This window comes from Nonomuraea sp. NPDC047529, assembly GCF_040642995.1.
Classification (GTDB): Bacteria; Actinomycetota; Actinomycetes; order Streptosporangiales; family Streptosporangiaceae; genus Nonomuraea.
Genome location: NZ_JBEYTJ010000069.1, coordinates 1 through 21,048 on the forward strand (window position 1 = coordinate 1; position 21,048 = coordinate 21,048).

The 21,048-nt window shown below is 70.1% G+C and carries 21 protein-coding genes; 14 read left to right on the forward strand and 7 right to left on the reverse strand.

Going from position 1 to position 21,048, the window contains the following annotated elements; genetic code table 11:
• Nucleotides 1-374: RtcB family protein (locus tag ABZ815_RS50625; protein WP_357710120.1), on the forward strand; the 374-nt coding region annotated here is incomplete at its 5' end.
• 440 nt (nucleotides 375-814) lie between these two features.
• Here the strand turns inward: ABZ815_RS50625 and ABZ815_RS50630 are convergent.
• Nucleotides 815-1,342: a helix-turn-helix domain-containing protein gene (locus ABZ815_RS50630; RefSeq protein WP_357710123.1), complete on the reverse strand. Its 528-nt coding sequence runs from the start codon at nucleotides 1,340-1,342 to the stop codon at nucleotides 815-817.
• A 105-nt stretch (nucleotides 1,343-1,447) separates the two neighbouring features.
• On the opposite strand from ABZ815_RS50630, the gene ABZ815_RS50635 reads away from it, so the two are divergent.
• Genes ABZ815_RS50635 through ABZ815_RS50655 form a run of 5 tightly spaced genes read left to right on the forward strand, consistent with a single transcriptional unit; the run spans nucleotide 1,448 to nucleotide 6,454 of the window.
• Nucleotides 1,448-1,741: a DUF2218 domain-containing protein gene (locus tag ABZ815_RS50635; protein WP_357710126.1), complete on the forward strand. Its 294-nt coding sequence runs from the start codon at nucleotides 1,448-1,450 to the stop codon at nucleotides 1,739-1,741.
• Complete coding sequence (locus ABZ815_RS50640; RefSeq protein ID WP_357710129.1) at nucleotides 1,738-3,150, forward strand: aminopeptidase P family protein; 1,413 nt, start codon at nucleotides 1,738-1,740, stop codon at nucleotides 3,148-3,150. Before ABZ815_RS50635 ends, ABZ815_RS50640 begins: the two co-directional genes overlap by 4 nt.
• 11 nt (nucleotides 3,151-3,161) lie before the next feature.
• Nucleotides 3,162-4,340 (forward strand): aminotransferase class V-fold PLP-dependent enzyme, encoded by a 1,179-nt coding sequence (locus tag ABZ815_RS50645; RefSeq protein ID WP_357710132.1) that lies wholly within the window; start codon nucleotides 3,162-3,164, stop codon nucleotides 4,338-4,340.
• 14 nt (nucleotides 4,341-4,354) lie between these two features.
• Complete coding sequence (locus tag ABZ815_RS50650) at nucleotides 4,355-5,191, forward strand: NAD(P)H-binding protein (RefSeq protein ID WP_357710134.1); 837 nt, start codon at nucleotides 4,355-4,357, stop codon at nucleotides 5,189-5,191.
• Between the two features lie 18 nt (nucleotides 5,192-5,209).
• A complete protein-coding gene (locus tag ABZ815_RS50655; protein ID WP_357710138.1) occupies nucleotides 5,210-6,454 on the forward strand; it encodes an SGNH/GDSL hydrolase family protein in 1,245 nt (414 codons plus the stop codon).
• Nucleotides 6,455-6,616: 162 nt separating this feature from the next.
• Here ABZ815_RS50655 and ABZ815_RS50660 read toward each other — a convergent pair whose 3' ends face one another.
• A complete protein-coding gene (locus tag ABZ815_RS50660; protein WP_357710140.1) occupies nucleotides 6,617-7,117 on the reverse strand; it encodes a helix-turn-helix domain-containing protein in 501 nt (166 codons plus the stop codon).
• Between the two features lie 168 nt (nucleotides 7,118-7,285).
• Here ABZ815_RS50660 and ABZ815_RS50665 point away from each other — a divergent pair, with 168 nt between their 5' ends.
• Complete coding sequence (locus ABZ815_RS50665) at nucleotides 7,286-8,089, forward strand: SDR family oxidoreductase (RefSeq protein ID WP_357710143.1); 804 nt, start codon at nucleotides 7,286-7,288, stop codon at nucleotides 8,087-8,089.
• Between the two features lie 126 nt (nucleotides 8,090-8,215).
• On the opposite strand, the gene ABZ815_RS50670 is transcribed toward ABZ815_RS50665, so the two are convergent.
• Both ABZ815_RS50670 and ABZ815_RS50675 read right to left on the reverse strand, forming a co-directional pair.
• Nucleotides 8,216-8,428, reverse strand: coding sequence for a hypothetical protein (locus tag ABZ815_RS50670; protein WP_357710145.1), 213 nt, complete (start codon nucleotides 8,426-8,428; stop codon nucleotides 8,216-8,218).
• A 115-nt stretch (nucleotides 8,429-8,543) separates the two neighbouring features.
• Complete coding sequence (locus tag ABZ815_RS50675; RefSeq protein ID WP_357710148.1) at nucleotides 8,544-9,083, reverse strand: TetR family transcriptional regulator; 540 nt, start codon at nucleotides 9,081-9,083, stop codon at nucleotides 8,544-8,546.
• A gap of 286 nt (nucleotides 9,084-9,369) precedes the next feature.
• On the opposite strand from ABZ815_RS50675, the gene ABZ815_RS50680 reads away from it, so the two are divergent.
• The 6 genes from ABZ815_RS50680 (at nucleotide 9,370) to ABZ815_RS50705 (ending at nucleotide 15,771) form a co-directional block, all read left to right on the forward strand.
• Nucleotides 9,370-11,085 carry an ABC transporter substrate-binding protein gene (locus ABZ815_RS50680; RefSeq protein ID WP_357710150.1) on the forward strand — a complete coding sequence of 572 codons (1,716 nt, stop codon included), beginning with the start codon at nucleotides 9,370-9,372 and terminating at the stop codon, nucleotides 11,083-11,085.
• Nucleotides 11,072-12,001 (forward strand): ABC transporter permease, encoded by a 930-nt coding sequence (locus tag ABZ815_RS50685; protein ID WP_357710152.1) that lies wholly within the window; start codon nucleotides 11,072-11,074, stop codon nucleotides 11,999-12,001. The genes ABZ815_RS50680 and ABZ815_RS50685 overlap by 14 nt, the downstream gene beginning before the upstream one ends.
• The gene (locus ABZ815_RS50690; RefSeq protein WP_357710154.1) at nucleotides 11,998-12,984 is read left to right on the forward strand and encodes an ABC transporter permease; all 987 of its coding nucleotides are present in this window, start codon (nucleotides 11,998-12,000) and stop codon (nucleotides 12,982-12,984) included. Before ABZ815_RS50685 ends, ABZ815_RS50690 begins: the two co-directional genes overlap by 4 nt.
• Entirely contained in the window at nucleotides 12,977-14,011 is a 1,035-nt protein-coding gene (locus ABZ815_RS50695) for an ABC transporter ATP-binding protein (protein ID WP_357710156.1), read from the forward strand. The genes ABZ815_RS50690 and ABZ815_RS50695 overlap by 8 nt, the downstream gene beginning before the upstream one ends.
• Nucleotides 14,008-14,796: an ATP-binding cassette domain-containing protein gene (locus tag ABZ815_RS50700; protein WP_357710159.1), complete on the forward strand. Its 789-nt coding sequence runs from the start codon at nucleotides 14,008-14,010 to the stop codon at nucleotides 14,794-14,796. Before ABZ815_RS50695 ends, ABZ815_RS50700 begins: the two co-directional genes overlap by 4 nt.
• Nucleotides 14,797-14,922: 126 nt before the next feature.
• A complete protein-coding gene (locus ABZ815_RS50705) occupies nucleotides 14,923-15,771 on the forward strand; it encodes an alpha/beta fold hydrolase (protein WP_357710161.1) in 849 nt (282 codons plus the stop codon).
• On the opposite strand, the gene ABZ815_RS50710 is transcribed toward ABZ815_RS50705, so the two are convergent.
• Both ABZ815_RS50710 and ABZ815_RS50715 read right to left on the reverse strand, forming a co-directional pair.
• Complete coding sequence (locus ABZ815_RS50710) at nucleotides 15,758-16,720, reverse strand: LysR family transcriptional regulator (protein ID WP_357710164.1); 963 nt, start codon at nucleotides 16,718-16,720, stop codon at nucleotides 15,758-15,760. The genes ABZ815_RS50705 and ABZ815_RS50710 overlap by 14 nt on opposite strands.
• A gap of 282 nt (nucleotides 16,721-17,002) precedes the next feature.
• Nucleotides 17,003-18,562 (reverse strand): PHP domain-containing protein, encoded by a 1,560-nt coding sequence (locus ABZ815_RS50715; RefSeq protein WP_357710166.1) that lies wholly within the window; start codon nucleotides 18,560-18,562, stop codon nucleotides 17,003-17,005.
• Nucleotides 18,563-18,921: 359 nt separating this feature from the next.
• On the opposite strand from ABZ815_RS50715, the gene ABZ815_RS50720 reads away from it, so the two are divergent.
• A complete protein-coding gene (locus tag ABZ815_RS50720) occupies nucleotides 18,922-19,428 on the forward strand; it encodes a GNAT family N-acetyltransferase (RefSeq protein WP_357710168.1) in 507 nt (168 codons plus the stop codon).
• 664 nt (nucleotides 19,429-20,092) lie between these two features.
• On the opposite strand, the gene ABZ815_RS50725 is transcribed toward ABZ815_RS50720, so the two are convergent.
• Nucleotides 20,093-21,043: a zinc-binding dehydrogenase gene (locus tag ABZ815_RS50725; protein WP_357710170.1), complete on the reverse strand. Its 951-nt coding sequence runs from the start codon at nucleotides 21,041-21,043 to the stop codon at nucleotides 20,093-20,095.
• Nucleotides 21,044-21,048: the final 5 nt, after the last annotated feature.

Sequence of the window (21,048 nt, forward strand, 5' to 3'; positions counted from 1 at the left end):
GCCTGGTCCGCCTCGTCCTCACCCCTGACTTCCACAAGGGGGCGGGCATCCCGATCGGCACGGTCATCGAGACCGAGGGCGCGCTGCTCCCGCAGACGGTCGGCAACGACGTCAACTGCGGCATGCGGCTGGAGGTCACCTCACTCACCGTGGAGCAGGTACGGCCGCGCCTGGACGCCCTGGAACGGCGGCTACTACGGCCGCCATGTCGAGCACGACGGATGGTCAGATCAAGCCCGCGCTCCGCGCCGCTGGTTGACCATGTGCGCGCGGAGCGCACTCCGCGTGCCGACGTGACGACGCGCGTCCTGGCCACCGCACAGCCGTTCTGCTCGGCGTCGCATCCGCTCAGGCGGCCCCGCCGCAGGTCATGACCATGGACGGTCTAAGGGGACACCCCTGGGGCTTTCGGCGGTGAAAACGACGCCAATGAATAGCTCCTCCCTACCGGGGCGCTTATTGCCGCTACCCGGGCGAGTGCGTGACGGTGAAACTCCGGTGGGGCGTTTTCGTCGACGCCGCCGAGAAAGGAGGCGATCACCGACCTCACCGATGCCTGCTCGGCCGCCGAACTGACGTTCACTCGCGTAGACGACCTGTGAACCGGCGGCGCGCCGACGGGAAGCCCGCCGGCTGCCCGGCGCTGTCGTCGTCTGGCCCATGGTTCATGAACGCAGCCCCCGCCAACGGTGCTGTGGTCGGCCCATGATGGCCTCCGATCCGGCGCTCTCCTTGCAGCCGGCGGGACGGGGAATGTCATCCTCTGCTGAGGAGTGGCGGCAGATTGTCGCCCCGGCGGCCGGTCGACGTGTTGTCAAGTGGGTTGACCTTCCGGTGGCAGGCGGGGGATGTCGGCGCGGTAGAGGCTGAGGAGCAGTCCGTAGGCCTCGGTGCCGTGTTCGGGGTTGAGGCGCTGACCGTGTTCGTAGTCTTCGATCCGTCCTGCCAGCGTGCGGGCCTCTTCCGGGGTGAGCCAGACGTGGTGCAGCACGGTGTGGCCGGGGTCGCCCGGTCGTACGGGTGACATCTCGGCCAGGGCCGCGTCGTGCAGGAATCTGGCGCCGGTCTCCTCGTCGAGCTGGAAGCCGCGGTTGACGAGTTCGAAGCGCTGTTCGGTGCCGCCGCGCACCTGGCGGGTGCTCGCGAGGCGGACGAGTCCGGCCTCGCGCAGGACCCGCACGTGGTAGCCGATCGTGCCCTTGGTGGAGTCGAGCGCGGTGGTCAGCTCGCTGAGGGTGGCCGGGCGCTGGCGCAGCAGGTTCACCATGCGGTGGCGCATCGGGTGCCCGAGCGCCTTGTACTGCGCGGATGAGCGCAGAGAGAGGAGCTGCTCATCGGTCATGGGGTCAAGTGTCGAGGACTGTCGACGCTTTTGACAAATCGCGCGAGGCGTTGGCAGACTGCCGAGCGCCTAAAGCGTCGACATATCTAAACACTTGGAGGGTGCATGTTTCTGTCCACGGCACACGTCGCGACCGACCGCCCCGAGCGGTACGCCAAACAGCTCGTCTCCCATCTGGGTCACAAGGCCGCCGCCGAGCACACCGGCCCGGGGTGCGCGACGATCACCTTCCGCTCCGGCGCCTGCTCTCTGCGGTCGAGCCAGGGGGTGCTCGTCCTGGTCGTCGAGGCCGCGGACCCCGACGCGCTGGGCGGCGTCCAGGACGTCGTCACCAGGCATCTCCTGCGCTTCGCCGCTCACGAAGAACTCCACGTCGACTGGACCGGGAGCCGGCGATGACCAAGGCCGCCCACGACCCCGACTTCCCGCCCAGGCTCCTGGAGTTCATGCGCGCGGCCTGGCTCGACCAGCCGCTGGACGTGCGTCCCCAACCGGGCGTGCCGCACCACGCGCGCCGCCGCGCCGAGCTGTCACGCGCTTTTCCCGGGGAGACGCTGGTCATCCCCACCGGACCTGCCAAGATCCGCGCCAACGCCACCCTCTACCGCTTCCGCCCGGGAAGCGACTTCTCCTACCTCACCGGCGACCACGACCCCGACGGTGTGCTGGTCCTGCGACCGGGCGGTGACGCCCTGCTCTACACCCACCAGCGCTCCTCGCGGGAGACGGACGAGTTCTTCCGCGACCGGGCCGGCGAGCTGTGGGCCGGGCGCCGCCGTACGCTCGATGAGAAGACGACCGAGCTCGGTGTCGACACCGCCCCGCTGGCCGGCCTCGACGCCGCCCTGGCGCGATGCGTGCCCGGGCGCACCCGGGTGCTGCGCGGGCTCGACGCCAGGGTCGACGCGGCCGTGCCCGCCGACGAGGTCCGTGACCGGGCGCTCTCGGCGGCGATCGCCGAACTCAAGCTCGTCAAGGACGAGTGGGAGATCCGCCGGCTCCAGGAGGCGGTCGACGCCACCATCCGGGGGTTCGAGGACGTCGCCCGGGTGCTGCCCGCCGACCGGGGCGTGTCCGAGCGGCTGATCGAAGGCGTCTTCGGGCTGCGCGCCCGGCACGACGGCAACGACGTCGGTTACGGCTCGATCGTCTGCGCCGGAGCGCACGCCACGATCCTGTGCTGGAAGCGCAACGACGGCTTCACCGCGCCCGGCGAGCTGCTGCTCATGGACATGGGAGTGGAAGGCCGTCAGCTCTACACCGCCGACATCACCCGCACCCTGCCGGTCTCCGGTGCCTTCACCCCGCTCCAGCGCGAGGTCTACGACATCGTCCACGCCGCCCAGCAGGCCGGCATCGCAGCGGTCAAACCGGGGGTGAAGTTCGCCGACGTCCATCTGACCTGCATGCGGGCGCTCGCGGAGGGCCTGGTCGAGCTCGGGGTGCTCAAGGTGAGCGCCGACGAGGCGATGGACCCGGCATCGATGCACTACTGGCGGTGGACGCTGCACGGGTTCGGCCACATGCTGGGCACCGACGTGCACGACTGCGCCAACGCCCGGCCCGAGCGCTATCGCGGGGGCGAGCTCGGCGCGGGCAACGTGCTGACCGTCGAGCCCGGGCTGTACTTCCAGCCGGAGGACGATCTGGTTCCCGCCGAGCTCCGGGGGATCGGGATCCGGGTGGAGGACGACATCCTGGTCACCGCGGAAGGCGCGGTCAACCTGTCCGGCGCGCTGCCCAGCCGGGCCGACGAGGTGGAGAACTGGCTCGCCGCCCAGCGCGAGGCGGGACCTCGACTGCCGTGAGTCTCCTGGATGTGGCACGTGCCCGCCTCGACACCCCGGGATGCGCCGAGGTGGTGCATCTCAACAACGCCGGTGCGGCGCTCGCTCCGGCCCCGGTGCTCGACGCCGTCATCGGACACCTGCGGCTGGAGGGGCGGATCGGGGGATACGAAGCCGCCGCCGTCGCGGCTCCGCGGGTGAACGCCGTCTACGAGGCGATCGCCCGGCTGATCGGCTGCCTGCCGGGCGAGATCGCCGTGGTCGAGAACGCCACCCGCGCCTGGGACATGGCCTTCTACGCGCTGCGCTTCGGACCGGGGGACAGGATCCTGACCTCCCGCGCCGAATACGCCAGCAACGTGATCGCCTTCCTGCAGGTCGCGAGCCGTACCGGCGCTCGGGTCGAGGTGGTCGACGACGACGAGCACGGCCAGTTGTCGGTGCGCGACCTGGAGCGGCGGCTCGCCGCCGACGTCAAGCTCGTGGCCGTCACCCACGTCCCGACCCAGAGCGGACTGGTCAACCCCGCGGCCGAGATCGGCCGGCTGACCCGCGCCGCGGGCGTACCGTTCCTGCTCGACGCCTGCCAGTCCGTCGGGCAACTCCCGGTCGATGTGCGGAAGCTGGGCTGCGACCTGCTGTCGGCCACCGGCCGAAAGTTCCTGCGCGGGCCGCGCGGCACGGGTTTCCTCTACGTCTCCAAGCGGCTCGCCGACACCTTGGAACCGCCCTTCCTCGACCTGCACGCTGCCACCTGGACCGGCCAGGACACCTACGAGATCCGTTCAGGCGCGCGCAGGTTCGAGAACTGGGAGGCCAACTACGCGGCCAAGATCGGCCTCGGCGTCGCGGTGGACTACGCCCTGAGCTGGGGCGTCGAGGCGATCGCGGAGCGCGTCACCGCGTTGGCCGCCCGGCTGCGGCGGCGGCTGGGGGAGCTGCCTCGGGTGACCGTCCAGGACCGGGGGCAGAGGCTGTGCGGGATCGTCACCTTCACCGTCGACGGCGAGTCCGCTGCCGACGTGCACCGCCGCCTGAGCGCGGCCGGGATCAACACCAGCGTGTCCGCGGTCACGTCCGCCCGCTACGACCTGGGCGAGCGTGGCCTGGCCGCCGTGGTGCGGGCGTCGGTGCACTACTACAACACCGACGAGGAGGTCGACGCGCTCTGCGCCGCCTTACAGTACCGGAACAGAGCATTCCGTTCTTAAGATAGGAGTCCTTGATGTACCTCATAACCGGCGCCACCGCCCGCTTCGGCCGACAAGCCGTCGAAGTGCTGCACGCCGCGGGCCACCCCGTCCGCGCTCTGACCCGCACGCCCGAACGAGCCGCCCTGCCGCAGGGCGTCGAACTGGCCCAGGCCGATCTGACCAAGCCCCAAACCCTCCCAGCCGCGCTCGACGGAGTGAGCGCCCTCCTGCTGGTCCTGCAGTACGGCATGGACCCGGCGCCGCTGCTGGCCGCCGCCCGCGAAGCCGGGGTGAGCCGGATCGTCTTCCTGTCCTCGGGTGCGGTGGTCGACGGCGCAGACGCGCAGCCGGATGTGATCGCCCAGTACCACGGCGACGTGGAGCGGGCCATACGCGAGTCCGGCCTGGAGTGGACGATCCTGCGGCTGCTCTTCCCGGCGATCAACTCGCTGACCTTCGCGATGCAGCTCTCCGGCGGCGACGTGATCCGCGCGCCATACACCAAGGCCGCCTTCAGCGCCATCCACGAATCGGACGTCGCCGACGTCGCGGCCGCGACGCTGACCCGCCCCGGCCACGCCGGGCAGACCTACCACCTGACCGGGCCGGAGTCGCTCACCCAAGCCGACCAGGTCGCCATCCTCGGCCAGGCTCTCGGCCGCCCGCTCACCGTCGAGGACCTCGACCCCGCGCCGGTGCTGGAGCAGATGAGCGCCTTCATGGATCCAGCCTTCCTCGGCGCGTTGTTCGAGCTGATGGCGGCCTGCGTCGGCAAGCCCGCGGACGTCAACGACACCGTCGAGCGGATCACCGGCCACCCCGCCCGCACCTATGCGCAGTGGGCCGCCGACCACGCCATCGACTTCTGACCCAAGGATCCTCCACTCATGCTGTTCACCAAGACCCTGGCCGCGCTCACCCTCGCCTTCACCGCCGTCCCCGCCCAAGGCGGTACGACGCAGCCCCGCTGGACGGGCGCCTGGGCGGCAGCCGTCCAGCAGCCCTCACCCGGCGGGCTGCCGTGGTCGTCCAACTGGTCGGAGCGGGGCTTCGAACGCCAGTCCGTCCGTCAGGTGCTCCGCGTCACCGGGCCGGGAGCCGCGCTCCGCATCACCGTCTCCAACCGGTACGGCACCGCGCCTCTCACCGTGAACGGGGCGACGATCGCCAAGGCCTCGACCGGCGCCGCCGTACGTCCTGGCACTCTGCGCGCCGTCACCTTCTCCCGGCGCGCGGACGCCGTGGTCAAGGCCGGCCAGGAGCTGGTCGGCGACCCGATCCCGCTCCAGCTTCAGGCGCTCGACCGGCTGGCCGTCACCCTCTACTTCCATGGCGCGACCGGACCCGCCACCTTCCACGACATCTCCTCGGCCACCAGCTACCGGGCGTCCGGCGACCACCGGTTCGACCCGCGCGGCACCGCCTTCACCGACACCACCCAGTCGTGGTACTTCCTCAGCGGCGTCGACGTGCTCGGCGCCTCAGCCCGCGGCGCGGTGGTGACCTTCGGCGACTCGGTCACCGACGGCACCGGCTCCACCCCGGACGCTGACAACCGCTATCCCGACCAGCTCGCCGAGCGCCTCGTCGCCTCCGGCACCCGGCTGACCGTCCTGAACAGCGGGATCTCCGGCAACCGGGTCCTCTACGACCATCCGCTCTTCGGCGAACGCGCCCTCGCCCGCTTCCAGCGGGACGTGCTCGACAAGCCGGGCGTGCGAACGGTGATCGTGATGGAGGGCATCAATGACATCACCTGTCGTGACCCCGATGTCACCGCCGATCAGATCATCGCGGGACACCGCGAGTTGATCCGGCGCGCCCACGCCCGGGGGATCCGCGTCGTCGGTGGCACCATCATGCCGTTCAAGGGCAACCCGTGGCTCTACCCCGACGGTACGGCTGAGCCGTACGGTCCGGAGCAGGTCCGCGACCAGGTCAACGCCTGGATCAGGACCGGCGGCGAGTACGACGCCGTGGCCGACTTCGAACGCGCCCTCGTCGCCCCGGACGACCCCGACCGGCTGCGCCCGGAGTTCAACGTCCGCGACGGCCAAGAGGGCGACTGGCTCCACCCGAACGACGCGGGCCTGAACGCGATGGCGGAGACCATCGACCTGAACGCACTGTAGGACCGTGGCCCCGCCGGCCACGCGCCGCGGTTCGGCAAGACACCCGACAGCCGGGTCGTCCGTGGCACATCCGGCCTTGTCCGCCAGCGGGGCGGGGTGTGGCCGTCGCAGTGCGCGGGATCCCGCCTACCGGGCTGAGCCCTCGTCTCCGAGAGCGGAGTGTCATCGCAGGTCGGCGACCTCCGGGCGATTCTTCCGCGCGATCATGAGGGCCTCGGGGAAGCCGGGGCCGTGGACGACGTGGATCTGCGCGAGGTCGGTGACCTCCCCGCAGGTGTCGCAGGTGGTCTGCTCGGTGATCGCCCCATCGCAACCGGTGTGCCGGTACAGAATGGGCGGGCCGCCGGGCGCCGCCCATCGATCACCCCACTCCGTCAGCGCGATGATCACGGGTGCCAGGTCGAGTCCCTTCCGGGTCGCGGCATAGGCGCTGCGATCGGGGTGTTCCTTGCTCGATCGGCGTTCGAGGACGCCCGCGTCGACCAGGCTGTCCAAGCGTTTGGCCAGGATGTTGGTCGCGATGCCCAGGCGCTGGAAGTCGGCGAACCGGGTCGCCCCGGCGAACAACACGTCGCGCACGATCAGCAGGCTCCAGCGCTCGCCGATGACCTCCAGTGCCCTGGCGGCCGAGCACACCTGCGTGTCATAGGTCCTGCCCAGCATGGCGACCCCACCTCTCCGAGGAGCACTTGCGTCATGCAAGGCTACCCCACTAGCCTCGCTTGCATCACGCAAGTGAGCACTCGTATGCCGGACGGTGACATGGCCGCGACCAGGGAACCCGCCTGTCCATCCGGAAGAACAATCATGTGGAGGTCACCAATGAGTGGATTGCTGCTCAAGGACAAGAACGCTGTGATCTACGGAGGCGGCGGCGCCATCGGCGGCGCCATTGCACGGGTCTTCGCCCGGGAGGGCGCGAGGGTCTTCATCGCCGGACGGACACGGGCGAAGCTCGACGCCGTGGCGCGTGACATCGCCGCCGCGGGCGGAAAGGTCGAGACCGCCCAGGTCGACGTGCTCGACCAGGAGGCGGTCGACAAGCACGCCGACGCGGTCGCGGCGACGGCCGGCGGCATCGACATCGCCGTGAACGCCGTGAGTGTCCAGCACGACCAGGGGACTTCGCTGGCCGATTTGTCGCTGGAGGAGTTCATGCGGCCGATCGACGGCTTCTTGCGGACGCTGTTCATCACCAGCAAGGCTGTGGCCCGGCACATGGGGGGCGAGCGTCCCGGTGTGATCCTGACGCTGTCGGAGCCGGGTGCCAAGCTGGCCGTCGGCGGCATCTTGGGGCACGCCGTGAGCGCGGCCGGCAAGGAGGCGTTCTCCCGGGTTCTGGCGGCGGAGCTGGCACCGAGCAACGTCCGGGTCGTCGGCATCCGTCCGCACGCTGTCGTCGACGCGCCGGCAGCCGGTTCCTACACCAAGGAGCTCTTCGAGCAGACCGCGGCAGCGGCCGGGCAGTCGGTCCAGGAGATGCTCGAAGGCGGGGCGATGGCGCAGGGGACGCTGCTCAAGAGGCTTCCGACGCTCTCCGAGATCGCGGAGACAGCCGCGTTCCTGGCTTCGGACCGAGCGGGGGCCATGACCGGCACGATCGCCAATCTGACCAGCGGCGCGATCGTCGACTGAGCTCAGCCTCGCCAGGACGTACGCCGGGCGGCGAGCGCGGTGGGGTGCGGTGCAGGCGCGGTCACAGGACCGGCGGGGGCAGGCTCGGCGCGTTCGCCGGCCCCGAGACGGGGGCCGCTTTCCGGATCATCGAGCCTGAGGACGCAACTCGCCGGCGGCACGGACATGGCGCTGCCCGGCGCGCCGTGCGGTGCCGTGCCAGTCGGCCATGTCCTGCGTTGGACGCGACGGCAGATCGGTGGTGGAGCCGCCATCCCGGGGAGCGATGTCAGGACGCCGCGCGTTCACCAGCGGTTTGCTGACCAATTTGCTGAACCCGAAGGCGGGCACCTTCACCATCGCCCTCCTCCCTCAGTTCATCGATCCGCGACTGGACCAGGTCTGGCCGCAGATCGCGATCCTCGGCGCACGGAGATCCCCGTTCGGCCGGGCGCTCGGGCGGCGAGCGCGCCGATCAAGGGCTGGTGTGCTCGCCCGTCAGGCTTTCGAAGCAGGGACGCAGGAGCTCGATGATGTCGTCGGCGGAGGCATCGGCGAGCGCGCTCAGCTTGAGAAGGTGACGGTCGATGACCACACCGGTGATGATGGCCGTGATCAGGGCCGCCCGCAGGTCCGCGTTCCGGTGCGGGATGGCCTCGCCGACCTGGGACAGCCAGGCGCGCCCGCTGTCGCGGAAGTCGTCACTGGCGCCGGCGTGGGTGAGTACGGAACGCAACGGCGCCGGCGACGCTGCCGGTTCGTCGTCGAGGCGTCTGCGCAGCATCGAGAGCAGCGCTTCGGCGGGCTCGCCGGGCGGCAGTTCGTGGGTTTCGACCTGGACGGCCTGCGTGAAGAGCTGTTCCTTGGAGCCGAAGTAGTGCATCACCAGGCCGGCGTTGACCCCGGCCGCGGCGGCGACGGCGCGAATGGTGTGTTCCGGGTCCGCGACGGGCAGGTGGTGTCCTACCGGGACTGCAGCAACCCGCTCCCGCTCATGAAGGTGCTGGAGTCCCATGACGCGTGAACCGCTGGCACGACCAGATGGCGAGCTGCTCACTGGCCCGGCGACCGGTGAGCTCCCCTGCCGGGTCCCGTGGGTGGGCGCCGTGGTCTTCCGGCCGCCGGGGTTGCCGGACTATCATTGACGCCGCGCGCGCGGATCCCCGCGATCTTTCAGAAAATCTGAAAGATCCGGTGCAGAACTCCTCGATGGACGCGTGCTCTCGCTCGCCAACAGACTCCCTTCCTGAGATCCACAGCGGACCCGACCGATCGGGGCCGCTTCACAGGAAGCGCGATCTATGGCGAATCGATCCCGGAGAGTGGTGCCCGCAGGGCTCGCCCTCGTCCTGGCCCTCGTGACGGCGGGCTGCAACGCGAACTCGCAGTCCACCTCGCAGTCCACAGAGCCGACGACGGGCAAGAACGCGGCGCCGCTGGAGTCCGTGCCCAAGGGCGGGACCCTGCACTACCTCTCGCGGCGCGCTACCGAGTCCTTCGAGACCGCCAACGCGCAGATGGTGCCGACCAGCCGGCTGCGGTGGGTGCACCGCGGGCTGACCTCGTGGCGGACCCTCCCCGACAAGGACACGGTCCTCGTCCCGGACCTCGCCACCGACACCGGTACGACGGACGACGGCGGCAAGACGTGGACCTTCACGTTGAAGGAGGGCTTGAAGTTCTCCGACGGCAGCCCCATCACCGCCCAGGACGTGAAGTACGGCATCGAGCGGTCGTTCGCGCCGATGTTCCAGGGGGGCCTCGGCTACCACAAGACGCTGCTGGTCGGCGGCACCGACTACGACGGCCCGTACGACGGCAAGGAGCTCGACTCCATCGAGGTCGCCGGTGACCACAAGATCGTCTTCCGGCTGAAGCGTCCGTTCGGCAACTGGCCGTGGATCGTCAGCATGCCGGCCTTCGCGCCGGTGCCGGCCGCCGCCGACACCAAGCCGGAGACATACGGCGAGCACCCGGTCGCCAGCGGCCCGTACCAGGTGACGAGCTTCCGCAAGGGGGCGCAGGCGGTGCTGGACCGCAACCCGAACTGGACGGCCGACAGCGACCAGGTACGGTTCGCCGGCCCGGACAAGATCGTCCTTGACATGGGCCTGAACAACGACACGATCGTGCAGCGCCTCATCGACGACAAGGGCGAGGACCAGACCGCGATCAGCAACGCGCTCATCTCGCCGTCGCAGTTCCAGCGGATCCAGTCCGACCCGTCGATCTCCGACCGCATGGCCAACAGCCCCTCGGGCTACTTCCGCTACCTCGCCATGAACGTCAAGCGCCCGGGCCTGTCCGACGTCCGCGTACGGCAGGCGATCAACTACGCGGTCAACAAGGCCGAGGTGCAGAGCGTGTACGGCGGCCCGAAGTTCGGCGGCCAGATCGCCTCGACCATCATGACGCCCGGCATCCCCGGCTACACCGAGTACAACCTGTACGACGGCGGTGACACCGGCGACGTCGGCAAGGCGAAGGAGCTGCTCGCCGCCGCCGGCGTCTCCGAGCTGAAGCTCACGCTGACCTATCCGACCGACGTGAGCGCGATCGAGGAGAAGGAAGCCCAGAGCATCAAGAACTCGCTGGCGCGGGTCGGCGTCAAGGTCGAGCTCAAGGGCCTGGACGCCAACACCTGGTCCGAGCTCATCTCGTCCGCCGACGGCGACTACGACCTGACGACGAACGGCTGGGGAGCGGACTTCCCGAGCGGCATGAGCACCATCCAGCCGCTGTTCGCGTCGAGCGAGATCGGCAACGGCGGCGGAAACGCCTCGAAGTTCTCCGACCCCAAGGTGGACGCCGCGATCGACGCCGCGATCGCGGAGCCGGACCTCGACAAGGCCGCCAAGATGTGGGCCGCGATCGACAGGCAGATCATGGAGGACGCCCCGGTCGTGCCGATCCTCGTGCAGCGCACGCAGGCCCTGGCCGGCTCGAAGATCATGAACTACTTCATCCCCGCCTACCCGCCGTTCGCGAACGAGTTGGTCGTCGGTGTCGATCGCTGAGATCCAGCAGGCGGAGGGCCGGGGCACCTCGGTCCTCGGCCGCTTCCTCCGCAAGCGGTCCGGCGTCGCCGGCCTGGTCATGCTGGTCGTGCCGCTCGTCGCGGGGCTCTGTGCCCCGCTGCTCGTGTGGATGGAGGGGCAGGACCCGAACACCCTGCACACCGATGTGCTCGACCCGGACGGCGGCCGTCCGCTGGGCGCCTTCGGTGGCGTCAGCGCCGACCACTGGCTCGGTGTCGTCCCGGTGACGGGTGTCGACCTGTTCGCCCAGATCGTCTACGGCATCCGCTCGTCGCTGTTCATCGCCTTCGGGGCGAGCATCCTGTCGATCGCCTTCGCCGCCGTCCTCGGTACGGCGATCGGGTACTTCGGCGGCTGGCTCAACGCCGTCGCGGGGCGGGTGATCGACTTCATGTTCGGCTTCCCGGGCCTGATGTTCGTCATCGCGATCATGGCGATCGTGCCGCCGGAGATGCCGCGGGGCCTGGTCCTCGTGCTGGTGCTGGCCTTCTTCGGCTGGACCGTCCCGGCCCGGATCATCGGCGCCCAGGCCGGCGCCGTCAACGCCCGCGCCTTCGTCGAGGCGGCGCGCGCGAGCGGGGCCGCGCCCTGGCAGATCATCCGCAGGGAGATGCTGCCGCACCTCTTCGGCCTGGTCGTCGTCCTGTTCGCGATGTCACTGCCCGGCAACGTCAGCGTGGTCGCGGGACTGTCGTTCCTCGGCGTCGGCCTGCGTGGCGACGTTCCCGACCTCGGCAAACTGCTCTCGGACTCGCTGCCGTGGATCTACAGCGGCGCGGACGTCTGGTACATGCTCTTCCCGGGCGCCGTGGTGTTCCTGATCGTTTTCGGCGCCACGCTCGCCGGTGACGCGCTGCGCGACGTCCTCGACGTGCGCATGGAGGATGCTGCATGATCGTCTACATTGCCCGCCGCATGGCCACCGCGGTGTTCATGCTCCTCGCGATCGCCTTCGTGACGATAGCCCTGTTCTTCGGGGCCTCGAAGGACCCGGCCCGCGCCATGTGCGGCAAGCCGTGCCCGCCCGAGACCCGGGCCAAGGTCAGCGCCTACATGCAGACCGACCAGAGCCCGGTGTGGCAGTACGCCGAGTTCGTGAAGGGCCTCTTCACCGGCCGTACGTACGGCGAGGGCACCCAGCAGGTGCACTGCCAGGCGCCCTGCTTCGGCTACTCGTTCCCGAACCGCAGCGACGTCACGACGCTCATCGCCGAGCGGCTGCCCGTCACGTTGTCGCTCGCGTTGGGCGCGGCCGTCCTGTGCCTCGTCGTGGGCATCGGCCTCGGCGCGTTGTCGGCGATACGCAAGGGCGGGATCGTCGACCGGTTCTCGATCGGCTTCGCGATGTTCGGGCTGTCGGTCCCGACCTTCCTCGTCGGTCTGCTCGTCGTCCAGGTCTTCGGCTTCATGCTCAACGCGCTGCCGTACTCCGGCTTCGTGCCGTTCTCGGAGTCACCGGCGGATTGGGCCTGGCACCTGATCGGCCCGTGGATGGTGCTGTCGTTCATCCTCGCCGCCGGCTACATCCGGGTCACCCGCACCCAGCTGCTCAACGAACTCTCGGCCGACCACCTCGTCGCGATGACCGCGCGTGGCGCGTCGGCGCGGCGGGTGAACCGGCACGCCGTCCGCGGCGTGATGGTGCCGGTCGTGGCGATGTTCGCGCTCGACGTCACCGCGCTCCTGGGCGGCTCGGTGATCGCGGAGAAGGTGTTCAGCCTGCACGGGCTCGGCGACCTGCTGTTGTCCGGCGTGAACGAGTCCGACCTGAGCATCGTCGTCGGGGTGACGCTCTTCTCCGCCTTCCTCATCATCGTCGGCAATCTGATCGCCGACCTGCTGATGCCGCTTCTCGACCCGAGGATCCGCCGTGCCTGACCCCGTACTCCAGGTCGAGGACCTGTGCGTCTCGTTCACCGGCGGCGGCGTCACCGCCGATGTCGTACGGGACCTCTCCGTGAGGCTGGACGGCGGCCGCACGCTCGCCGTGGTCGGCGAGTCGGGGTCGGGCAAGACGATCACCGGCCGGGCGATCATGCGGCTCCTGCCGCGCGGGGCGAGCGCCCGGGGCCGGATCGTCGTCGCCGGCCGGGAGATGCTCTCCGCCGACGAGCGCGAGCTGCGCCGGGCCCGCGGCTCCGACGTGGCCATGGTGTTCCAGGACTCGATGTCCGCGCTCAGCCCGTACCTCGACATCGGCGCGCACATCGCCCAGGCGGTCCGCCTGCACGACCCGTCGGTCACCCGTCGCGCCGCGCGGGCCCGTGCGGTCGAGATGCTCGACCGGGTCGGCATCCCCGAGCCCGCGGAGGCCGTACGCCGCTTCCCGCACGAGTTCTCGGGCGGCATGCGGCAACGCGCGGTGATCGCGATGGCCCTGGTGAACCGGCCGGCTCTGCTCATCGCCGACGAGCCGACCACCGCGCTCGACGTGACGGTGCAGGCGCAGATCCTGGCCCTGCTCCGCGGGCTCCAGCAGGAGTACGGCATGGCGATGCTCCTGATCACCCACGACTTCGGGGTGGTGGCGAGTGCGGCGGACGACGTCCTCGTGCTGTACGCCGGCCGCCAGGCCGAGTACGGCAGCCTCCGCGACATCTTCGATCAGCCCGCCCACCCGTACACCGCCGGTCTCCGCGCGGCCACGCCGCGGCTGGACGCCCGGCTCGACATCGGCGGGGAGCGGACCCGGCTGCGCGCCATCCCCGGCACGCCCACGTCGCTGCGCGACGCCGGACCTGGTTGCGCCTTCGCGCCGCGCTGCGGCTTCGCCGACCAGGTCGGCGCACGCTGTGTCGCGGAGGTACCGCTGCCCACCGTCCGCCCGGCCGGCGAGGACGGCGGCGTGCACCTCGCGGCCTGCCACCTCGACCGTCTCCCCGAACCGCAGGAGGTCGCCCGGTGAGCGAGCCGATCCTGGAGATGACCGACGTCAGCAAGCGGTACCGCACCGCCGGTGGCTTCGGCCGAGGCCGTAAGGGCTTCCTCGCCGTGGACGGCGTCTCGCTCCATGTCGAGCGGGGAGAGGCGCTCGGCCTGGTCGGGGAGTCCGGCTCGGGCAAGTCCACGCTGGCGCGGATGGCCAACGGCCTGGTGGTGCCGACGTCCGGCACCGTCCGTACGGACGGGCAGGACGTCGCCCGCCTCGGCCGGCGAGGACTACGGCGGCTGCGGCGCAACGTCGCCATGGTCTTCCAGGACCCGCTGGCGTCGCTGAACCCGCTGCAGACCGTGCGGCAGACGCTGGAGAACGTCTTCCGCGCGCACGGCGAGACGACGTCGACCGCCGAACTGGTCGCGCTGCTGGAGTCGGTCGGCCTCGGCGCCGACTACCTGGGGCGCTACCCGCACGAGGCGTCCGGCGGGCAGCTCCAGCGCGTCGCCGTGGCACGCGCGCTCGCCCTCAAGCCGGATCTGATCATCGCGGACGAGCCGACCTCGGCGCTCGACGTGTCAGTGCGTGCCCAGATCCTCAACCTGCTGGCCGACCTGCAGCGCGACCAGGGGATCTCGTTCCTCCACGTCAGCCACGACCTGGCGGTGATCCGGCTCTACAGCGACCGTGTCGCCGTCATGCAGCGCGGCCGCATCGTCGAGACCGGCTCGTCCGACGAGATCTTCCGCTCCCCGCGGCACCCCTGCACACGCGCGCTGGTCGAGGCGACACCGGAGGCTGAGCTGCTGACCTGACCTGACCGGCGGGAGCGTTGCGCGACGCCGAAGAGGCGTGCCACGATCACGACCATGATCCATTGAACGACAACCCCGTCGTGAGCCGGCCGGGGGCCGGTGCGACAGAGCAGTGAATGAGGACACGTGGGAACAGACCTGTTCGTCCGAGAGTATGGGCGGGACGCAGCAGATGCGCCTGCCATTCTCATCCTCCACGGCGCCGTGGAGTCCGGCGCGTGCTACGGCGACGCCGTCGACCGCTGGGGCGGCGACTACCACATCGTGGCACCGGACGCGCGGGGCCACGGGAAGTCGCCCGGCCGCCTGCCCGAGCACGAGGGCGTTCCGTCCACCGACGTGATGGTGCAGGACGCGATCGACATCCTCAAGGACATGCTCGACGAGACCGGGCGCAGGACGCTCGTCGTCGGACACTCCATGGGCGCGCGGATCGCCGCCTTCGTCGCCGCCGACGCCCCGCACCTCGTGGCCGGCGTGGTGCTGGAGGACCCGCCGTGGTGGGTTCCGGAGGCCGGTCCCAACCCGTGGCTCAGCGTCGAGCAGACCACCAAGGACCCCTTCGACTACGCCGGCACGGCGTCGGTCGAGGAACTGATGGACATGCAGCGCGAGCTCAAGCCCCACTGGGCGGAGCAGGAGCTGCGCCCGCTCGCCGAGGCGATGAAGGCCGTCGACATCGACTACATGCAGCAGCGGGTCCACGAGAAGCGCCGGATCTGGACGCCGACCGCGCGGCAGATCACGGTCGGCCCGGCCGGCGTACCGGCGCTGCTCGTCACCGGCACCGGCGACGTCATCGTCGACAAGCACTCCCGTGAGCGCCTCACGGCCGTCGCGCCCGGCTTCGACGTCGTCGTGATCGAGGGCGCACACCACTGCGTGCGCCGCGACAAGCCGGAGGAGTACCACCGGCACGTCGACGCCTTCCTCCGCGAGAACGCGCCGCCGGCCGGAGCCGTCACTCGACGCTGAAGGTGTCGGACCGCGCGAGCGGGCCGTAGACCTCCGAGTCCGGCTCGGACACAGCGGCCCGCATCGCCTCCAGCCCCGCGCGTACGACGGGGTGGCCCTGGTTGTCGCGCCGCGTCGTCATGATCACCTTGCGTAGCGGCGCGATGCCGCGCGTCGGCAGGATCGTCACCCAGTCGGCGTCGCGGGCGTAGAGCGCGGACTCCGGCGCCAGGCAGATCCCCGCCTCGGCGGCGACCAGCGCCAGCGCGGCGCGGTAGTCGTCCGAGACGTGGGTGATCGGCGGGTGGAAGCCGAGCTCCGCGCACGCCTGCAGCACCATCGTGCGGCACGGATTACCGGGCGAGGGCATGATCCAGCCCTCCTCGGTGAGCTGGGTGAGCCCGATGCCCTCCTCGCCGGCCAGCGGGTGCGCCTGGGGGAGGACGACCTTGAACCGCTCGATGTAGAGCGGGAACTTCACGATGTCGGGGGAGTCACGCTCGGGGTCGGACTCGTACTCCATGCTGACGGTCACGTCGATGTCGCCCCGCATCAGCATCCGGTGGCTCATGTGCGCCTCCGCGTCGACGACGGTGACGTCGACACCCGGGGCCTGACGGCGCAGCTCGACGATGGCGGGTGCCACCAACCAGCTGATCGCCGTGGGGAAGGCGCCGATCCGGAGCTGCCCGAGGACACCGCCCGCGTGCGCGGCCAGGTCAGCCTCGGCGATCTTCAGTCGTGAGCTGATCTCCTCGGCGTGCCCGGCGAGGATGCGCCCGGCCGGCGTGAGCACCAGCTTGCGCCCCGAGCGTATGACGAGCGCGTGACCGACCTCGCGCTCGAGCGCCGCTAGCTGCTGCGACACCGCGGACGGCGTCAGGTGCAGCGCCGCCGCGGTCGCGGTGACAGAGTCGGACAGCACGAAGGCACGGAGGATGAGGAGACGTCGGGGGTCGATCGTGGGCACGCGCGCTCCGTGGCGGGTCGGCCGGGCGTCCGTCGCAGTGGGGCATCCGCGAGGCGGGACCGGGGGACCCCGATGCTAGCGGGCCCTTCCGGACGCGGGAGCTCCGGCACGGGTACGCCGCCTGCTCACGGTGGCGACGCAGCTCGTAGGCGCCGGGTGCGATGCCGGTGAAGGCGTGTTCCGGGCGCGCGAGACAGGTGCCGTTGTCGCTCTGGTCGCACGGCGAATCCCCGCTCCCACCCGAAACCATGGTTCGAGTGGGACGGGTGTCGTCGAAACGTTCTATGTCAGTTCCACGAAGGTGGGATTGGTGTAGCACCAGAGGTCGTGCCAGGGGTTCTCATTGCGGCCTGTGTCCGCCGCCGGCTCCATCCCGCCGGGAGCGCTGCGCCTGCCGTCGGTGCCACGCAGCCGGAAGTAGAACGGCTCGCGCACGTCGCGGAACTTGTAGTGGAACTGGGCGACCCGGCCCCTGCCCTTCGGCATGAACGACTCGACCACACTCACGTCCGGGGCGGTGAAGACGTCGGGGTCGGCGGCCGGCCCGGTGATCGCACCGCGGATCAGATCCAGGCGGGCGAGCCGGGGGATCTCTTCATCGGCGTTGGGACGGCCGGCGAGATCGACGGAAATGGTGATGGTGACGTCGTCGCCGCGCCGCACCGACAGCCGTCCGCCGAACGTGGCCGGGGCGTTGCCGGGGGCGTGCGCGTCGACGTGCAGCCCGTCGATGAGGCCGCCCATCGACACCCAGGATCGCCCGGCCTTGATCGCCTCCATGACCGCGCCATGGCTGCGTGAGGTCGCCCCTACAACCGTGCGGCTGAACTGACCGGGCCAGAAGTCGGCGTGCCGCAGCGGGACGCCGCCGTCGATGGGATCGGGGTATCTGCCGTGCTGGTCGTACCAGTCAGAAGGCCGGGAGGGCTCGACGATCGTGTCACCGTTGTAGAAGTGGCCGTCGGAGTTGGCAGTGATCCACCAGCCCTTGCCCTCGGCGAGCATCGAGTCCCACATGCCGCCCAGGATTCCGGTCATGGAGTCGAAGCCGCCGTACGTCGGGTAGTGTTCCGGCCGCCAGCCGGCCCAGGAGTCGGCGTCGGCGGTGTTGTTGAAGTCGCCGCGGGCCCTGGGCTCGTTCTGGGCGCCCGGCGCGCCCTCCATGCCGACTGCGATGTTCGGCGCCTTGTCGCGATAGGTGCGCAGGTCACGCGGGGAGTACCTGCCACGCCGCATCACGTGGTTGATCAGGAACAGCGCGGAACTCGCCGAACCCGTGCGCAGCGCGGTCTCGAGCCAGGCGAGCGCCTCCAGCGCCTTGGCCTCGTTCGCCGGGCTGCCGGCGCCGGTGCCGTTGATCCTGGAGTCGAAGAGCCGCTCGAACGCGCGCAGCAGTTGGATCTCATCGCGAGCACCGTCGAAGAACACCGTGGCGTGCTCGCCTCCGGGAACGTTCCATTCGAGCCCTTGCCACAACAGCAGCTCAGGGTGCTTGGCCCGGGAGGTGACGATGTCGGCATAAGTGGACTCGACCGCGAACTTCTCGTGCGCGGCGTGCCCGTGGTCGGTGATGACCAGCCAGTCCAGGCCGTGCTTGAGAGCGCCCGCAGCCTGCTGCTCAATGGTGTACATGCCGTCGTAGCTGTACTGCGTATGAACGTGATGGTCGCCGGCCAGCCAGTGGAGCTCGCGGGAGCCTCTGCTGGTTGCGGCGGCGGGACGCGTGGTCAGCCCTCCCAGAGCGGTGACGCCGAGACTGCTGATGCCGAGCAGCCCACTGTTCAGCAGAAAGCGGCGCCGACCGAGGTCGGCGGGCGACAGTTCGGTCTCTGAGACGGACAAGTCGGCGAACGCAGCCGTTCCTTCCGGTGCGCTGTGGGAGTGTGCATGGGTGCGGCACATGGGACATACCTCTCATCTGGAATACCTGGTGCGTCGTTCTCGGGTGGCCCATGAGCTTGCGCACGAAGTGGGGCGGAGCAGGTGAACTGCGGCCCTTCGTCACGCTCGCAGAGGAGCGTGACGGCATGTATGGGGAGGAAGCGAATGCTGGGCGACTTCTTGCCGAACGGCGGAAGGCTCCGGCGAGCCGTCTGTGGCGCATGTGACTGTCGGCCCGCTGGTTCGCGCAATGGTCACCCGTGCCTGATCGCGGTGATATTCGCATGACGGTCTGCGCAATGGTCCGATAGAGAGGACCCATGTCGATCCGTGTGCGTCTTGACGACCTGTGCCAGGAGACCTGGGAAGCGGTGGCCGAGCTGAGGGTGGCTGACGACCAGGCTGATCTCATCGCGTCGAACCTGTACTCGATTGCGGAGAGTCGGTTCCTGCCGGGCTTCGTGACCCGTGCGGTGATGCACGATGAGCGCGCCGTGGGCTTCGCGATGTACGGCCCCGACCCCGATGACGGCCAGATCTGGCTCTATCGCTTGATGATCGACAAGGATCACCAGGGGAAGGGGCTGGGCCGCGCGGCCCTCCAACAGGTCATCGCCCACGTGCGGGACGCGTTCGACGTACCGGTGCTGCGGTTGGGAGTGCGTGGCGACAACATCGCGGCCAGGGCGCTCTACACCTCTGCCGGGTTCGTTCCCACCGGGCAGGTCTTCGGCAGGGAGGACGTCCTGGAGCTCCGTCTGCGAACGGGGCACACCGAGGCGTCCGGTGACGTGCATGATCCTCGAAGAGGAAATCCCGGAAGTTGATGCACGCCTCACCAGCAGGGGCATGTATCAGACAAATGATCGCATGGGCCGCCCTGCGGCCAAGGATGGCGACGCGTTGACGGCCGTTACGAGGACGGTCACCTCGTGGCGGACCGCGGGCTTGTCGTATCTGGCGGCGCCGCCCGACCAGGCTCCTCGTTCAGCCCACGCCGGTAGCAAGCCCAAGAACGCCTCTCGCAGCAGGAAGGGACAGGGCTGGTCAACCCCCGAGCTCCGCGACCGACCCCTACCCCGCCGTCCGACCGTCTTCTTTCTGGGGTCCTGCCAGGTGGAGCGTGTGCCACCCGTCCGTGGCCGCCGCCAGACACCAGGTCGGCGGCCATACCCGTCCGACATACTCGGCCGGCGCCACCCGCGCGCCGTCCAGGCCGGCCAGCTCCAGCCCTGTCGCCCCGTGAAACCCAGGACGGGCCCGAGCGGAATGCCTATCGTTCGTCATGTGACGGGGGCCAAGGACATACAGCGCTCAGGACGACGACTCAGCCGGCGCCCATGGTTGGCTCGCCGTGACCTCGCGGGCTCTGGTTCGGACCCGCTGACGGAGAGCCGCCGTCGAGCCCAGCATGCTGCGGGGTCAGCGGGGCCACACCGCCGCTGCCATGGTGGACGCGCCGAGCAGCTCGCGTCTGGATTGTCCTGCTGATCAGGAGACCTTGAGCACGAGCTTGCCCGTGGTCGTGCCGGACTCGAGGCGCCGGTGCGCCTCGGCCGTCTGATCCAGCGTCAGTTCCTCGACGCGCAGCAGCAGGTCGCCTGCCGCCACGGCGGCGACGGCGCGGCGCAGTGCACGTCCCGCCTCTGCGGGGAAGGCGGCGGAGAAGGCGGCCAAGTTGAATCCCGACACGGTCTTGTTCGTGAACCACAGCTCGTTGGCCGGGATGCCGACGTCGTCGGCGCCGCTGGCGTTGCCCATGACGATCAGGCGGCCCATCGGGTTGAGTGCGTCGATTCCGGTACGGCGCGTCGTGCCGCCCACCATGTCGATCACGATGTCGAAGCCGGAGGGGTGTTCCTCGCGGAGCACCACCTCTTGGTAGCCGAAGCCCCTGGCGGTTTCGATCTTGGCGTGGCTGCCGACCGTGCCGGCCACGCGGCCCGCGCCGAGCAGCTTGGCCGCCTGACCGAGCTGGCTGCCCACCCCGCCGGCCGCCGCATGCACCAGAACGCTCTCGCGGGGCGCGAGGCGGGCCACTTTGTCGAGCACGAGGAAAGCGGTGGTGCTGTTGGAGGGGATCGCCGCGGCGACGTCCAGGCTGAGGTCGAGGCCGTCGAGCGGGGCGACCAGGTCAGCGGAGGTGGTGACCACTTCGGCGTAGCCGCCGCTGTCGACGATGGTCAGTGCCGCCACGGGCTGGCCGGCGCGCAGGCCGGTCACACCGGGGCCGAGGGCGCGGATGTGGCCGGAGACCTCGATGCCGGGCACGAAGGGCAGCGGCACCGGAGCGACGCCCTGCCGGTAGAGGATCTCGGCGAAGTTGGCACCTGCGTAGGCGACGTCGACGGCGACCTGGCCCGGACCGGGCTCAGGGGCCTTCACCTCGGCCGCCCGCAGGACGTCCGCACCGCCGAACTCGGGGATCGTGATGGCTCTCATGCCCA